We start from the raw sequence: 15,017 nt of genomic DNA on the forward strand, positions 1-15,017 counted from the left end.
TTCATGATCTAAATGTAAGATAAAAAGGCTGCCTTGTGCAGCCTTTTTTGTTTAGACTGTTCAAGGTTCAAGGTTCAAGGTTCAAGGTTCAAGGTTCAAGGTTCAAGGTTCAAGGTTCAATAAGGATAGTATGATCAAACGCATCGCATGGGGAATCGTGTTTTTATTTCTGAGTGTTTTAACACTGGGTTATGTATTTCGTATGCCTATAACTCAATGGGCTATAGCGCCATCTTTGAGCCAATCTGGCGTTGAACTACATTGTTTAGATTGGTCACTAAACTCAAATATTAGCTTAAACGTAAACCGATTATGTTTGACTTACCAAGGCCATAAAATTGAGCTTGGTGGCATTGTGGCTGATACAAAAAAAATAACTGTTGGCCGCGCTAATCTTCGTTTAAATGATAGCGAGAGTGTCTCAGCAAGTAATAATTCCTTCAAAAAGCTGGCACTTAGTTTACCCAAAGAGCGGCCGAAAATTGATATCAAAAGATTGTTAATTACCCACCCACAACTTCATGATGAACTGGTAGTTAGCATTGGTGAAGAGAAGCTAAATACATTTGTGATTTCAGGTGATGCAATCGCAGAGGTAACAGTCAGCAATCATAAAATTACTGGTCACTTTAAGTTAGTTGATGGATTACTAACAAAGATAAAGCCGATACCCGCGCTTTCATTAAACAGTGGGCATGAGTTCACCTTTGATGGGTTATCCGTTGATATAAAATCAAACATAGATGCTGAGTTTACACAGCAATTTAGTAAATGCCCAGTAACGCTAAAGGCTTTTGGTGATATGAATATTTACTATCACTTTAACGATAAAAAAGCCTTGTTAAATACACAGCAATTAACCAGCTTGGTAACGTTTGATAGTGATTGTTTGGCGCTTATAAACAATCAATCACAGCGTGAATTTGTAGCCAAGCAACTGCCGTTAAAATGGCAATTGATGCTCAGTGATACGGTAAAGTTTGAAAACGGACAACTTGTTATACCGTCAATGCTATTAAACACTAAAAATAGTGAAACGAAGCTGAGCCTGAAAAACCTAGCAATTAATATTCAGCAGCCGTTAGAGTATGCCAAAGGCAATATTAAGTTATTGTTTATCAGTGAAGACATTGAGCATATAGAAATAGATGCAGCTTTAAATAACTTGGCTGTGAATGGCAACTACCAATTAAACGTCGATGAGCTGCCTGGTTTTTTACCCGCATCAGCTAAAAAGGTAGCAAGCACTGGCCTATTTCAAATAGAGAATGTTTTACAACATAAAAAAAATGCGAAAATAACCAGCGAGATTGGTTTTGCTGAGCTTAGTTTTGATAAATTAACAGTAAAGGGCTATAAGGCACAGTTTACGACTGAGATTGACGATAAACAAAATATCAACGCAAGCTTGGATAGCCATTTACGCTCAGCGGCTTATGAGCAATACCAAGTGCGTGGTGTAAATAATCAATTATCAGCATCTTCTAGTTTGGCTGTTGGCGAATTATTTGTCGATTTAAACAGTGAAACTAAACTTACCCAACTTAACAGTGACTTTTTAAACCTAAGTAATATTCGCATAAGCTCTAAATGCCTGCAAAGTCGGGCGCTTCAAGCCTCACATCATGTATTTATTGATGGTATTGAGTTGGTAGCCAGTCACCACATATCTGCTGTGGAACACCCATTTGAGATAACAGTTGCAGATCAAGCTGTGACTAAATTTAACCCTGTTTTACAGCAGTTTGAACCATTAGCCACGCTGACCGATGGTAGCTTTAATGGGGTTGTTCGCGGAGATGTTAATTTACAGCAGGCTGATTTTGCATTTCAAGTCGAACAGGTAAGTGGCTTATACAACGATTATTTAGCTAAGCATTTTAGCACTCGCTTAACGGGTTCTTATGATTCAGGGCAGCTTAATGTGGCTCCTACTACATTTGAATTAAATGAGTTACGAGCAGGTGCTGTTGTGAGTAACATTGTCGGTAATTTTAGTGTTGAGAACTCTATTGCTCGCGCTGAAAAAATAACTGCTGATGTACTTGGTGGTCGTTTTGCTTTGGATAGCTACAAAGTGACGGAAAAAGCGCAGCAGTCTTTGGTCACATTTGAAAATATTGATGCGAGTAAACTTATTACCTTAGATGATAAATCAGGCATTACACTAACTGGTCGAGTGAATGGCCGCTTACCTGTTTACTTTGATCAAAAAGGTATTTCGGTAAAATCTGGTGAATTATCTAACAAAGGAACAGGTAAACTAGTTATTACTGACAATGCAGCTTTTGATGCAGTTAAAGCTCAGCAACAAGAACTGGACCCGATTTTAAGCTTGTTGGAAGATTTAGACATTCAGAGCTTAAACAGTAGTGTTGACTTAAAGCCTGACGGTTGGCTTTATTTAGGTGTAAACTTAAAGGGATACAATAAGGAACAGGCGCAGCAAGTTAACTTTAATTACAACCATGAAGAAAATGTTTTTACACTCTTAAGAGCATTGCGCTTAAGTGATGAAATTACTCAAAAAGTTGAACAAGAGTATTCAACAAAAGGAACTAAAAATGACTAAATGGCTGATAATACTTACAGCACTGGGGTTGCTTAGTGCATGTACGCACCGCGTTGAAGTGGCAGCGAAAGAGCCTATCACCATTAATTTAAATGTGAAGGTTGATCATGAAATTCGCGTAAAAGTTGATAAAGAGCTAGATGACTTATTTAGCGATGACAGTGAGTTATTCTAAGGAGCAATTATGAGTTTATTAAAAAATAAAAAGTTAAACGTGATCACACTTTTAAGTGCCGCTTTATTGTCATTTTCTGCTTGGGCAATCAGTTTAGATGATGCTAAAAACCAAGGGCTTGTGGGTGAAGATAGCTCAGGTTATTTAGGTTTGGTTGTACAAAATGCAGAGGCTAAAGCGGTTGTTGATGAAATTAACGCAAAGCGCAAAGCACAATATTTAAAACTTGCGAAAAAGAACAACTTGTCACTTGCTCAAGTAGAAGCACTAGCGGCGGCAAAAACCATTGAAAAAACCCAAGCAGGGCATTTCGTTGAAGTTAATGGTGAGTGGGTTAAAAAATAACTCTGCGCATTATTAAAAACCAAAAACCGAGCTTATGCGCTCGGTTTTTTGCAATTTTTAAGTAGCTGCTGCCAAAAGTGAATTCCCTTACGGCGAGCTAAGTTGATATTGTGTTCAGGAATTGACTCCGGCTCGTTGTATTCATCTAGTGCCGCGCTCATACTTGCTTCACGTATTAAGTGTAAAGTAGGAAAAGGCGAGCGATTAGTATAATTTGCAGCGTCATCTTCATCACTATCAGCAAAAACATAGTCAGGATGAAAGTTTGCAATTTGGTACTTCCCCTCAAAACCTTGTGCAACTAATAGCGCATTGGCTAAGTCAACAAGGTCTAAAAAATCTTCAAAATCAGTAAAGCCATTATCAAATATTAACAAAGTTGTTTCACGCTGAGGATCACGGTCAAGCTGGGTACATTGTTCAAGCATATCCATAACAGCATCATCAATTTTTGAGGTGTTACTAATGGTGTAGTGAATGCAGTTATTTTCAACTTCTTTACGGGCAAATGGACAAAAATTGTATTTTACAATCACAGCGCTTACCCATTCACGGGTTTGAGATATAGCTAAGTTGGTCACGATTTTGGCTCTAAATAAGGAGTTATAATGGCAAGCGTTTTGGCAATAGCGCCTTGGTTTTTAGCAACGCACTGAGCTGCTTTACTGCCAAGAATATCACACGCTTTGGTGTTTTTAATCAAACGAAGCAATGCAAGCACCAGTTCGTCAGTATTTTCAACCACATGGGCGCCTTTGAGTTTAATAAGTTCAGGGTAAACATGGTCAAAGTTGTAGGTATGAGGGCCGGTAAGTACACCCACTGAAAAAGCTGCCGACTCTAATGGGTTATGGCCACCACGACGAATTAAGCTGCCACCGATAAAGCTAATATTAGCGGCACCATATAGATATTGTAATTCACCTAATGTGTCGGCTAACACAACTTGTTCATTGTTATAATTTTTTTGACTGCGACGACTAAAGCTGAGATTAGAGTGAGTCAGTAGCTCTGCAACTTTATCAAATTGTTCGGGGTGACGTGGCGCAATGATCAGTAAAGCGTCAGGATGTGTTTCTAGTAGTTGCTGGTGGGCTGCTAAAATAAACTCATGCTCTATAGGGTGTGTAGAACCTGCGACCCATATAAAGCGTTCTGCTTTTTTATAATCTTGCTTTAAAGAGGCTACTTTATCGAGTTGTGCAGTGGTTGGGGTAATATCAAATTTTATTGATCCCGTTACATGGCTTTTTTCAGCAGGTAGCCCTAATTCAATAAAGCGATTTGCATCTGTTTTGTCATGGCTTGCAAGTGCGGTAATTGATTGCATGATACTGCTAGTTAGCTGGGCCACTTTTTCGTAGCCTTGCTGAGACTTTTCAGATAGACGTGCGTTAACTACCAATACAGGTATATTTTGTTTGTACGCATTAGCCATTAAGTTCGGCCATAGTTCAGTTTCTAAAATACAGAGTAATTGCGGTTTTACTCGTTTTAAAAAGCCAGTGGTGGCCATAGGAAAATCAATGGGTAAATAACTAACAGCAACGCTTTGTTTAAATTGTGCGGTAACTTGCTCTCGTCCTGTGGGAGTATTGCAGGTAATTAAAATATTTAACTGCGGTTGTTCATGTTGTAGGGCTTTAATTAAAGGGGTAGCAGCTAAAACCTCGCCCACAGAAGCACAATGAAATACAACTGGTTTGTTGTTTGAAAATAAAGCGCGGCTTATGAAGCCAAAACGTTCCTTAAAATGAGCGCGATATCCCGGGGTTTTTTTACCTCTTAGTACATATAAATAAAATACAATCAGCGGGCTAATAATAATTAATGCGAGTGAATAAAAAATGCGTGCCATACTGTTGCTTTATGTAAATGAAAGTGTCGCTAGTTTAGCGTGAAATCGTTTTTTTCTAAATACACAAATATAAAATAGCAACTTGAAAAAGGTAACAACGATAAAAACCTTCTTTATCTGAATAATAACTTTCTACCCGTACTTTAATTTAGTTATATAGAGGTGATTTGGCTATAAAATTATGGAATAATGAAATTAATTTTTCCTGCCATTTCAGTTCCAAGAGGAATATCTCATGTCAATTATAGATTCAGTGGCAACTAGCTACCTAGAAAGTTTAAATCGTCACCAAGTATTGTTCGAAACCATGGAGGCGTATCATCAAGAGGTAATGCAGTTGTTAGAAGCATGTCATAGTGCTTTACAGGCTGGTGGTAAGGTTGTTTGGTTTGGTAATGGCGGCAGTGCGGCTGATGCTCAGCATTTGGCTGCAGAGTTTGTGGTACGTTATAAGTTAGAGCGAGGACCGTTAGCGTCTATTGCTCTAACCACAGACACCTCTATTTTAACAGCGCATAGTAATGACTATCATTTTGACACAGTATTTGAACGCCAAGTACAGGCGCTATGTAAACCTGAAGATATTGTAATTGGCTTAACCACATCGGGCACCAGTAATAATATTAATTTAGCGTTAGAAGCCGCTAATAAAATAGGAGCATTCACTGTTGCATTTACAGGTCGCGATGGGGGGAAAGTAAAAGACATCGCCAAGTTACCTATTATTATTAAAAATGATGAAACAGCCCGTATCCAAGAGGCGCATATGTTTATCGGCCATTGGTTGTGTGAAGCCATGGATATGGTTGTTGCGGAGCAGCAGTAATGGATTTATCGCTATTAAAAAACTTATCAGCAGCGCGTATTTTAGTGGTTGGTGACGTTATGCTAGACCGCTACTGGTATGGTGATTCTGGCCGTATTTCGCCGGAGGCACCAGTACCCGTTGTAAAAGTCAGTAAATTTGAAGACAAAGCCGGTGGTGCCGCCAATGTGGCTAAAAATATAGCCCGACTAGATGGCAAAGTGGGTTTACTTGGCCTAATTGGCGAGGATGAAAGCGGACAAATTTTAGAAAACATTCTAGAGGGTGAAAAAATAAATTCACAGCTTGTGAGTGTATGCGATTTGCCGACTATTTCTAAAATGCGGGTGATCAGTCGTCATCAACAAGTTGTGCGTTTAGATTTAGAAGAGGCTTTTAATGAGTCTCATAGCCAGTTGTTATTAAATCGATTAGAGCTGGTGCTGAGTGATTACGACTTTATTGTATTTTCTGATTACAACAAGGGCTCACTCGCGCTAATCCAAAAAATGATTTCGGTTGCTAAAGATGCAGGTAAAACCGTGCTTGTTGACCCTAAATCATCTGATTTAGAGTTGTACCGTGGAGCTGATTACATAACCCCTAATTTAAATGAGTTTAAATTAGCGGGTGGTCAGGTTGGTTCAGAAGAGTTGCTTGCTAGCAGCGCGCGTACCCTGATTAGTGATGCGGGTATTAACGCCATGCTACTAACACGCTCAGAACAAGGTATGTCGCTAATTGATGCAACGCAAAAGCATGACTTTGCAGCGCAACAACTCGAAGTAAGTGATGTAACCGGTGCGGGCGATACTGTTATTGCTACATTAGCTGTAATGCTAGGTGCGGGTATGACCGCCAAAGATGCAGTCGAAATTGCAAACTTAGCTGCCGGTATTGCAGTAAGTAAATTGGGAGCGGCTACGGTTTCTCCTGAAGAGTTGAGCCGCAAGTTAGGCCAATACTTACAAGCCACTGGCGAGCATTATCAAACCCCATTTGATGATGTATTACAACATATTGAATTTGCAAAGCAAAATGGAGAAACCATTGTATTTACTAATGGTTGTTTTGATATTTTGCATGCAGGCCATGTGCGCTATTTAGCGCAAGCTAAAGCGCGTGGTGATAGATTAGTGGTTGGTTTAAATAACGATGAATCCATTGCCCGTTTAAAAGGCCCTGAGCGCCCAATTAACCCATTAGATGAGCGTGCTATGGTTTTAAGTGCATTAGCCTCAGTTGATTGGGTTATTCCGTTTGGCAGTGAGGCTGAAAATGACACACCAGCAAAGCTAATTGAGCAAATTAGCCCAGATATTCTTGTTAAAGGTGGTGATTACACTGTTGAGCAAATTGCCGGTGCTGAGCACGTGTTGCGTCATGGCGGAAAAGTAGAAGTTCTTGAGTTTTTAGATGGTTGCTCTACATCAAAAGTGATTAGCAAAATTAAAAGCTAGCTAGTTAGTGAAATAAAAAAGGGGATAAACTTTGGTTTATCCCCTTTTTTAATGCTTGCAAAACTAAAAGTTATATTCGAACTTTGCAAATGCAGACGTATCGTTTTCTGCTCCATCGTTATTAGAGGCAAGTCCGCCAAGGGTTAAGCGCCCCCCCATGGCAAGCATTCTGTAACGTACTTCAAGCTGTTTAGAGCTAAATGCTGTTTTGGTAATCGAGTTACCTAAGTCTGGGTTATTTGGGTATCTATCACGGTTGTCGCTGTTGTAGTCTACATCACGTAATTTTACTTGCCAGTCAGTTCCGCTTGAGAGTTGCCCAAGTACGGTTAACACTAGCGATTGCGCATCATTATCATAGGTAGAGCCGATAGGGCGACCATAGTAACGATACCCTGATTGGTAATCAGTGTGCTCATAATAGCAGTTTTCGGTCGTTGACCCCGCAGAGCAAGACACACCTGTATCAATATATTCTAAGTTGACTAGTAAATTCTGCTCGTAAACGCGATGTGTTGTTTGTAAGCCAAATAAGTACGCTCTATCAGCTGGTTTAAACTGTGAGCTCGCATCTTCACCAATCGTGCTGGCATAAACGGCATAAGGTTGGTTAAATAATGTGTCTGACCAACGAATATCAATACCTGCTAATTGATTACCTATTTTTGATTCTAACTGGCTATCACAATTAGTAGTGCCATCAACACATTTTGTATCACCGGTAATCATATCAATAAAGTCACCAGCCGAGCTTGGTTGTCCCTTACCAGCCCATTGTGCTGACCAGCTCAGTGCTATTTCTAATTGTTGAACGGGGCGAAAGTTAACCCGAGTGCTCCACAATAACGCATCAGGAATAACGCGGGTTGATTCCAGCTTAGCCATTTGTGCAGTAAACCCCCACTGACCTATCCAACTTAACCAAGGTGTTTCAAAGGCACTACTTTGCTCACGAGAAATACTAATGGCAGGTAAAGGTTTTGCATTACCAGACATAATTAAGCTGTTATCAACACCCGGCCCCCAAAATTGCTCAACGGCACCTGCTCTTACAATCCAATTACCCATACGATACGCTAAATAGCTGTCATCTAGAGAGGTATCATTGCAGTCTTTTAGTGCTTGCTCGTTTTGAGCTATATCATCAGTTGTTTTACCGTCGACTAAGCAGTTTTTGCCATCACTACGATGATTAATCGCTATTTTAGCTGCAAAGTTATGTCCTAAATAAGCGTAGGCAGCAGTTAACTCTGATTCTTGGCTATTGGTGGCACCAAAGCTAGTGGCTACAAGAGGATCTGAGCTGGCAAATGCCGAAAGCTGTACACTATGCGAACCGCTATTTTCTGACTTATAACGATGTTTTACACGTAATAACGCATCCTGCAGGCGAGGAGATAACTGTTCTAACGAAGTATTGTTTACATCATTAATAAAGCTTTTCCACATTAATGGGTACGTTGTTACTGGCGCTAAAATTATACCTGCATCGGCAAGCTGTTGTATATCTGCTCTAAGAGCATAATCATCAGGCTTTACCCAAGGTTCAGCATTTACGGTTGTAGTTACGGCACAAAAAAGCGAAGAAAGTATAAAAAATTTGTTTCGCAAAGCTCAGATCCTTATGATTGAAATTGCTAACAAGTTTAGCAATCTACGTCCTTTATTGCAGTAATTAAATCAACTCATTAAAGAGATATTAGAAAAAAATATTACTATATATTAGATTAAAACACCGCGGCTCTATCGCTAAAAAGATGGCGTTGATATACTCGCAGCAAAGAAAAAATAGAGATAGTAATGAGCAACAAACGACTTTTATTTATTCCCGTGTCATCGCCAGAAGGTATTGGTGAATATATGCGCTCGTTACAGCTAGCTCAAACCTTAAAGGCTGAGTATGGCAAGCAGTTAGATATTCATTTTATTTTAAATAAACATACGGCTTATGCTAAAAACTGCCCATTCCCTACCTTATTGTTAAATCAATCGGCAACAAAAGAAAATACGCACGTATGTCAGTTTATTAAGCAATACAAACCAGATGCGGTGCTATTTGATTGTGCAGGACGCGCTGAGCAAATGAAAGCTGCAAAAAAAGTGGGTGCTAAAGTTGTTTTTATTTCACAGCATGCAAAAAAGCGAGCAAAAGGTTTAAAGCTTAATAGAGCGGGCCTTATTGATACTCATTGGGTGGTTCAGCCTGATTACTGTATTGAACCTCTTTCGTGGTATGAAAAGCTAAAATTGAGCATGTTGTCTCTGGCCTATCCTGCTAATGTTGGGCCATTTACAGTGTTTGCATCAGCGCAACAAAAATCCGATGCACTAACCCGTTATCAATTGAAAGAGAAAGAATTCTTTATTGTTAACGCAGGCTCTGGTGGGCACACCCTTAATGGCCAAAACTGTGCTGATATCTACTATAAAGCAGGACTGAACATTGCGAAAGAAACAGGTTTAAAAGGGGTTGTGGTGTTTGGTCCTAATTACACTAAGTCGTTACCTAAAAGCGATGAGTTAATTTGTTTGCCAAGCCAAGAGGGGACTGAATTTTTAGCCTTACTAAGTCAGGCTAAGGTGGCATTATTAAGCGCGGGCGATACTTTACTTCAAGCCATTGCTTTACAAACGCCAACGATAGCATGTGCTATTTCAAAAGATCAAAATGAGCGAGTTGTTCGTTGTGCGAGCACCGGTGTTGTTAAAGAGGCTGAGCTTGATATTTTAGATATTACCCAAAAAATAAAAGAGCTACTTTTGGAACCAAATTATAATAATACAGTAGGCCAATACGAGTCGTTAGAAAATGTGCATAGCTTTGATGTTATAACCAAAGGAGTACAAGCGTTGTTAATAGGAAGTAAGCTATGAATATTGTTATTGTAATTGACTCTCTCGTTGGTGGTGGCGCTGAAAAAGTAATGCTTACTTTGGCGCAGGAAATGGTATCAAAAGCCCACAATGTGACTATTTTGTCATTGGCGCAAAATATTGAATATGACATTCCAAACACCTTATCTGTTGAAAGTTTATTTTCAGGTCGAGCAACAAAAGTTGATCGATTTTGGCAGATAAAAAAGAATGTTAAAGTATTAGAGACATGGTTTGAGCAAAAGTTACTTCAACTTGGTTCTATTGATTTAGTACTTTCTAATTTAGATCGTAGTAATAACTTATTAGCAAAAAGTAAAATAGAAAATATCCATTTTGTTGTTCATAACTCAGTTAATGCTGAACTTGCTAGGCAAAAAAAATTAGGTCCATTTTCTTATTTATATCTTAAAAGAAGCAAACAAAATTTAAATGGGAAGTCTTTGATCTGTGTTTCAAAAGGTGTTGAAGAGGAAATACGCCAGAGCCCTTTAATTACCCCCAGCGCAATGACAACTATTTACAATCCTTTTAATTTTAAAATTATGAATGAGCAAGCAAATGAGGTAAATATCAACATACCGACCTCTCCTTATCTTATTCATGTTGGACGATTTGCTAAACAGAAACGTCATGATGTTCTGTTTGCTGCATTTGCTAAATTAGATAAAAAATATAAATTAGTATTATTGTGTAATAAGAAAGAGAAAGCATTTAAGTTAGCCAAACAATACGGAATCGAAAATCAACTTATTGTTCCTGGATTCGAACAAAATCCTTATAACTGGATTAAGCAGGCTAAAGCTCTTGTATTAAGTTCTGACTTTGAAGGGCTACCAACCGTATTAATTGAAGCTATAGCCATAGGTACACCCGTGGTAAGTACTAATTGTAATTTTGGTCCCAATGAAATATTAACCGAAGAATTAAGCAAATATCTGGTACCAACAGAGCAAAGTGACTTATTAGCAAAGGCCATTGAAGACGTTTTAATTGATAGCCCCGATATGAAAAAGGCCACTATTTTGAAAAAGGTCTCTGCAGATGCTGTAGCAGACCAATATTTAGCAATGGCGCGCTGAATATTAGCATTCGAGCTCTTGGTTATAGTCATTATGTAATGTTTGCCAATCGTTTTGCTGCCAATGAAAGTGGCTGTTGCGGCTTTGCTCTTTTAAAAAGGAGCGCTGTAGGCGAGACATGTTGCTCTGTTGCCATTTTATATCGGGTGTTTTTATTTCGCCACGATCAAAGTCGATGATATAAACGTCGCCAGAGTCATCAAATAAAATATTATTAATATTTAAATCAGCGTGATTCACCCCTTTATTATGAAACTGGGCAATGGTTTGTGCTATTTTTTTTATCTCAATATCACTTAAGGGGCGCTCAATCAGTACATCTAATACGCTTTTAGCGCCGCTTACCGCTTCAGTAATAATATCACCTCGGTAAATAAAACCATGTCGGCTCACTTTAGCGGCAATGGGCTTTGGTACATTTAAACCTAACTCTATTAATTGCGTCATTAAGCTAAATTCTTGATAAACACGGGTATGCTCAAGTCCCCAATATAAATATTGGTCACTAAGTAGCTTGCCTATGAAGCCGCCACGCCAATAATGGCGTAACACAGCCGTTAAATCTACGTGTTTAAAAAACCAAGCAGTTGCACGCCCTTTTTTAGCCCCGACAATTTTTTGCTGTTGTTGCCAGAAATCGGGGTCAAACCAATCTAACTCTATTTCGGTGCTATATTGAGGGTGGCTTAAAATGACATGGTTATTTTTGATGTGTTGATTAAACATAGCTCATAGGATTCGCTTTAATATGTGCATATATTAACGTGTTTTCAGGCTAAGGATAAGTACTTGCAATGACGCGATTATAATTTAAGATCGGGTTTTATTATTTTACTCCCAAGGAAACGTGTGACTTCAGCGCCTACTTACACTTCAATTTGTATTTTACGTCTTTCTGCTATTGGTGATGTATGCCATGCAGTGAGTGCGGTACAAGCAATTCAAAAAGCGCATCCAAATGCTAAGATCACTTGGGTGATAGGGAAGGTCGAGGCGATGTTGTTAGCTGACTTACCAGGCGTTGAGCTTGTTGTATTTGATAAAAAACAAGGGAAAACGGCACTAAAACAGTTAAAGCAAACCTTCAAAGGGCAGTGTTTTGACGTTCTACTTAATATGCAAGTGGCTTTAAGAGCTGGTTTTGTCGCTCGCTGTATTCCTGCCAAAGTTAAAATTGGTTTTGACTGGGCTCGCTCAAAAGAGCTGCATAGTTTATTTATTAATAAACGCATTAAAGCCCAATCTCAGGCACATGTTTTAGAGGGGTTTAAAGGCTTTGCTCAAGCGATTGGTGTTGATGATTATGTCCCTGTTTGGAATATGCCCTACACCGACAAAGATCAAGCTAAAGCTGATGAGCTGTTAGGTGACGATTATTTATCACATAAGCTATTCGTTATTTCGCCAGCAGCAAGTAAAGCACAGCGTAACTGGTTAGCCGAACGCTATGCCGCGCTTGCGGATTATGCACATACACAGGGGTTTAAAATAGTATTAACTGGTGGACCGACGGAACTGGAAATTAATTTAGCAAATAACATCATTAAACACAGTGATTCACCCATTCTGAACTTGGTGGGTAAAACAAAACTCAAAGAATTATTGTGCGTACTTAAGCGTGCAGACTTAGTACTTGCGCCCGATACAGGCCCAGCTCATATGGCGGTGACTGTGGGCACGCCTGTTATTGGCTTATATGCGCATTCAAACCCAGCGCGAACGGGGCCTTATTTATACCAAGATTACGTGGTTGAGGTTTATCACCAAAACTTATTAAAGCAAACAGGTAAAACCGCCGAGCAATTACCTTGGGGTACTCGGGTTAAAGGCGATGATTTAATGAGTCAAATAACCACGGATGCAGTAAAAGAAATGTTTGACCATGTTATTAAAAAAGAGTTGTTATTATGAATGATAAACACATAAATAAGGCGCTTTTTTTAGACCGTGATGGTGTAGTAAATGTTGACCATGGCTATGTATTTAAAAGCGAAGAGTTTGAATTTATAGATGGTGTGTTTTCAACGTGTAAAGCATTTTATGACGCGGGCTATAAAATAATTGTTGTAACTAACCAATCAGGTATTGGTCGAGGTTATTACTCAGAAGCCGATTTTTTTGCCCTTAACACATGGATGAAAGCGCAGTTTACTCATCATCAAATTGAAATTACTGATGTTTATTTTTGTCCACATCATCCTAAAAATGCATTGCCAGCGTATTTAACAGATTGCGATTGCAGAAAACCAGCCCCCGGGATGTTGCTGCAAGGAATAAAAGATCATCATATAGACCCTACACTGAGTGTCATGGTAGGGGATAAATTAGGTGATATGCAAGCTGCTATTAGTGCCAATATACGCACTAAAGTGCTAGTTCGTTCGGGGCAAACGTTTGACGAGCAAGCCGCAAAATCTGCAGACTATGTTTGTGACTCAATCAAGGAACTTCCTGTTTTGCTTGCTGATCTCATTTAATATATATCTCATGCCTGTAAACTGGCAGCTTTTCCTGCCAATTAGCTAATTTGCGACGAATGACAAACAGTGCAATTTGGCGCTTAAACTTTTACAATACCCCCATTATAAATAGCAGCAACGCGTCTGCTGTTTAACCCGTTCAACCAAATGGAGATCACAGATGAGAGCATCTGCTTTTTTTAGCCAATTACAACAGCAAATTGAAGACGTTAAAGCTGAAGGTTTGTACAAAAATGAACGTGTTATCACTTCACAGCAGCAAGCTCAAATTGAAGTGGCATCAGGCGATAAAGTTATTAATTTTTGTGCTAACAACTACTTAGGTTTAGCTAACAGCCCAGAACTAATTGCAGCTGCCCAACAAGGCTTAGATGACCATGGCTTTGGTGTTGCCTCAGTGCGTTTTATTTGTGGTACCCAAGATATTCATAAAACGCTTGAGAAAAAAATCAGTCAATTTTTAGAAACTGAAGACACCATTTTGTACTCATCATGCTTTGATGCGAATACGGGCTTGTTTGAAACTATTTTAGGTGCAGACGATGCGATTATTTCTGATTCATTAAACCATGCATCTATTATTGATGGCGTGCGTTTATGTAAAGCAAAACGTTTCCGTTATGCAAATAACGATATGGCAGATTTAGAAAAGCAATTAATTGCAGCCGATGAAGCCGGTGCTAAAACTAAACTAATTGCTACTGATGGCGTGTTCTCAATGGATGGCGTTATTTGTAATTTAGAAGCAGTGTGTGATTTAGCCGACAAATACGACGCACTCGTTATGGTTGATGATTCACATGCCGTTGGTTTTGTTGGCGAAAACGGTAAAGGTACACCTGAGTACTGTAATGTACTCGACCGTGTTGATATTATTACTGGTACCTTAGGCAAAGCGCTTGGTGGAGCCTCTGGTGGTTATACCTCAGGTAAAAAAGAAATTGTTGAGTGGCTTCGTCAACGTTCACGTCCATACTTATTCTCAAACTCATTAGCGCCTTCAATTGTAACGGCATCAATCAAAGTGTTAGAAATGCTTGAAAATGGCGGTGAGCTTCGCGCTAAGCTATGGTCAAACGCTAAATACTTCCGTGAGCAAATGGAAACGGCAGGTTTTACCTGTGCAGGTAAAGATCATGCGATTATTCCAGTGATGCTAGGGGATGCAAAAGTGGCGTCACTTATGGCTGATAAACTATTGGCTGAAGGGATTTATGTAACTGGCTTTTCATTCCCTGTTGTACCAAAAGGTCAGGCGCGTATTCGTACCCAAATTTCTGCAGCGCACAGCAAGGAGCAGCTTGATACAGCCATTGCAGCATTTACCCGTATTGGTAAAGAGATTGGTGTTATTTAATTTTCTTGT

General features: G+C 39.3%; 14 protein-coding genes. 10 read left to right on the top strand and 4 right to left on the bottom strand.

From position 1 onward, the window contains the following. Positions 1-130: 130 nt before the first annotated feature. Genes CWB77_RS00005 through CWB77_RS00015 form a run of 3 tightly spaced genes read left to right on the top strand, consistent with a single transcriptional unit; the run spans position 131 to position 3,092 of the window. On the top strand, positions 131-2,572 hold the full coding sequence (locus CWB77_RS00005) for an intermembrane phospholipid transport YdbH family protein (RefSeq protein WP_055013164.1): 2,442 nt from the start codon (positions 131-133) through the stop codon (positions 2,570-2,572). Further along, positions 2,565-2,747, top strand: coding sequence for a YnbE family lipoprotein (locus tag CWB77_RS00010; RefSeq protein WP_008115575.1), 183 nt, complete (start codon positions 2,565-2,567; stop codon positions 2,745-2,747). Before CWB77_RS00005 ends, CWB77_RS00010 begins: the two co-directional genes overlap by 8 nt. A gap of 9 nt (positions 2,748-2,756) precedes the next feature. After that, positions 2,757-3,092 carry a YdbL family probable chaperone protein gene (locus CWB77_RS00015; RefSeq protein ID WP_008115577.1) on the top strand — a complete coding sequence of 112 codons (336 nt, stop codon included), beginning with the start codon at positions 2,757-2,759 and terminating at the stop codon, positions 3,090-3,092. Between the two features lie 32 nt (positions 3,093-3,124). On the opposite strand, the gene CWB77_RS00020 is transcribed toward CWB77_RS00015, so the two are convergent. Together CWB77_RS00020 and waaA are read right to left on the bottom strand one after the other, a co-directional pair. After that, on the bottom strand, positions 3,125-3,673 hold the full coding sequence (locus tag CWB77_RS00020; RefSeq protein ID WP_055013165.1) for a DUF1415 domain-containing protein: 549 nt from the start codon (positions 3,671-3,673) through the stop codon (positions 3,125-3,127). After that, the gene (gene waaA / locus CWB77_RS00025; RefSeq protein WP_138620750.1) at positions 3,670-4,950 is read right to left on the bottom strand and encodes a lipid IV(A) 3-deoxy-D-manno-octulosonic acid transferase; all 1,281 of its coding nucleotides are present in this window, start codon (positions 4,948-4,950) and stop codon (positions 3,670-3,672) included. Before waaA ends, CWB77_RS00020 begins: the two co-directional genes overlap by 4 nt. Positions 4,951-5,185: 235 nt before the next feature. Here waaA and CWB77_RS00030 point away from each other — a divergent pair, with 235 nt between their 5' ends. Next, the gene (locus CWB77_RS00030) at positions 5,186-5,776 is read left to right on the top strand and encodes a D-sedoheptulose-7-phosphate isomerase (protein ID WP_008115583.1); all 591 of its coding nucleotides are present in this window, start codon (positions 5,186-5,188) and stop codon (positions 5,774-5,776) included. After that, positions 5,776-7,215, top strand: coding sequence for a bifunctional D-glycero-beta-D-manno-heptose-7-phosphate kinase/D-glycero-beta-D-manno-heptose 1-phosphate adenylyltransferase HldE (hldE, locus tag CWB77_RS00035; protein WP_010390981.1), 1,440 nt, complete (start codon positions 5,776-5,778; stop codon positions 7,213-7,215). The genes CWB77_RS00030 and hldE overlap by 1 nt, the downstream gene beginning before the upstream one ends. A gap of 63 nt (positions 7,216-7,278) precedes the next feature. Here the strand turns inward: hldE and CWB77_RS00040 are convergent, their stop codons facing one another. Further along, the gene (locus CWB77_RS00040) at positions 7,279-8,826 is read right to left on the bottom strand and encodes a capsule assembly Wzi family protein (RefSeq protein ID WP_138620752.1); all 1,548 of its coding nucleotides are present in this window, start codon (positions 8,824-8,826) and stop codon (positions 7,279-7,281) included. Between the two features lie 189 nt (positions 8,827-9,015). On the opposite strand from CWB77_RS00040, the gene CWB77_RS00045 reads away from it, so the two are divergent. Then, positions 9,016-10,089 (top strand): glycosyltransferase, encoded by a 1,074-nt coding sequence (locus tag CWB77_RS00045; protein ID WP_138620753.1) that lies wholly within the window; start codon positions 9,016-9,018, stop codon positions 10,087-10,089. Further along, on the top strand, positions 10,086-11,171 hold the full coding sequence (locus CWB77_RS00050; RefSeq protein ID WP_010390986.1) for a glycosyltransferase: 1,086 nt from the start codon (positions 10,086-10,088) through the stop codon (positions 11,169-11,171). The genes CWB77_RS00045 and CWB77_RS00050 overlap by 4 nt, the downstream gene beginning before the upstream one ends. Before the next feature lie 3 nt (positions 11,172-11,174). On the opposite strand, the gene CWB77_RS00055 is transcribed toward CWB77_RS00050, so the two are convergent. After that, on the bottom strand, positions 11,175-11,897 hold the full coding sequence (locus CWB77_RS00055) for a 3-deoxy-D-manno-octulosonic acid kinase (protein WP_138620755.1): 723 nt from the start codon (positions 11,895-11,897) through the stop codon (positions 11,175-11,177). 123 nt (positions 11,898-12,020) lie between these two features. Here CWB77_RS00055 and CWB77_RS00060 point away from each other — a divergent pair, with 123 nt between their 5' ends. From CWB77_RS00060 to CWB77_RS00070, 3 genes are all read left to right on the top strand, one after another. Continuing rightward, entirely contained in the window at positions 12,021-13,082 is a 1,062-nt protein-coding gene (locus CWB77_RS00060) for a glycosyltransferase family 9 protein (RefSeq protein ID WP_138620757.1), read from the top strand. Continuing rightward, on the top strand, positions 13,079-13,648 hold the full coding sequence (gene gmhB, locus CWB77_RS00065) for a D-glycero-beta-D-manno-heptose 1,7-bisphosphate 7-phosphatase (RefSeq protein WP_138620759.1): 570 nt from the start codon (positions 13,079-13,081) through the stop codon (positions 13,646-13,648). The genes CWB77_RS00060 and gmhB overlap by 4 nt, the downstream gene beginning before the upstream one ends. A gap of 163 nt (positions 13,649-13,811) precedes the next feature. Beyond that, positions 13,812-15,008 (top strand): glycine C-acetyltransferase, encoded by a 1,197-nt coding sequence (locus tag CWB77_RS00070; protein WP_010390993.1) that lies wholly within the window; start codon positions 13,812-13,814, stop codon positions 15,006-15,008. The last annotated feature ends 9 nt before the right edge of the window (positions 15,009-15,017 follow it).

The organism is Pseudoalteromonas sp. S1610, from assembly GCF_005887465.1.
GTDB classification, from domain to species: Bacteria; Pseudomonadota; Gammaproteobacteria; order Enterobacterales; family Alteromonadaceae; genus Pseudoalteromonas; species Pseudoalteromonas undina.

Coding starts and splice junctions, on each gene's coding strand:
- CWB77_RS00030 (WP_008115583.1), top strand. CDS start 5,186: ATGTCAATTATAGATTCAGTGGCAACTAGCTACCTAGAAAGTTTAAAT.
- CWB77_RS00070 (WP_010390993.1), top strand. CDS start 13,812: ATGAGAGCATCTGCTTTTTTTAGCCAATTACAACAGCAAATTGAAGAC.
- hldE (WP_010390981.1), top strand. CDS start 5,776: ATGGATTTATCGCTATTAAAAAACTTATCAGCAGCGCGTATTTTAGTG.
- CWB77_RS00015 (WP_008115577.1), top strand. CDS start 2,757: ATGAGTTTATTAAAAAATAAAAAGTTAAACGTGATCACACTTTTAAGT.
- CWB77_RS00055 (WP_138620755.1), bottom strand. CDS start 11,897: ATGTTTAATCAACACATCAAAAATAACCATGTCATTTTAAGCCACCCT.
- CWB77_RS00050 (WP_010390986.1), top strand. CDS start 10,086: ATGAATATTGTTATTGTAATTGACTCTCTCGTTGGTGGTGGCGCTGAA.
- CWB77_RS00010 (WP_008115575.1), top strand. CDS start 2,565: ATGACTAAATGGCTGATAATACTTACAGCACTGGGGTTGCTTAGTGCA.
- CWB77_RS00005 (WP_055013164.1), top strand. CDS start 131: ATGATCAAACGCATCGCATGGGGAATCGTGTTTTTATTTCTGAGTGTT.
- CWB77_RS00045 (WP_138620753.1), top strand. CDS start 9,016: ATGAGCAACAAACGACTTTTATTTATTCCCGTGTCATCGCCAGAAGGT.
- waaA (WP_138620750.1), bottom strand. CDS start 4,950: ATGGCACGCATTTTTTATTCACTCGCATTAATTATTATTAGCCCGCTG.
- gmhB (WP_138620759.1), top strand. CDS start 13,079: ATGAATGATAAACACATAAATAAGGCGCTTTTTTTAGACCGTGATGGT.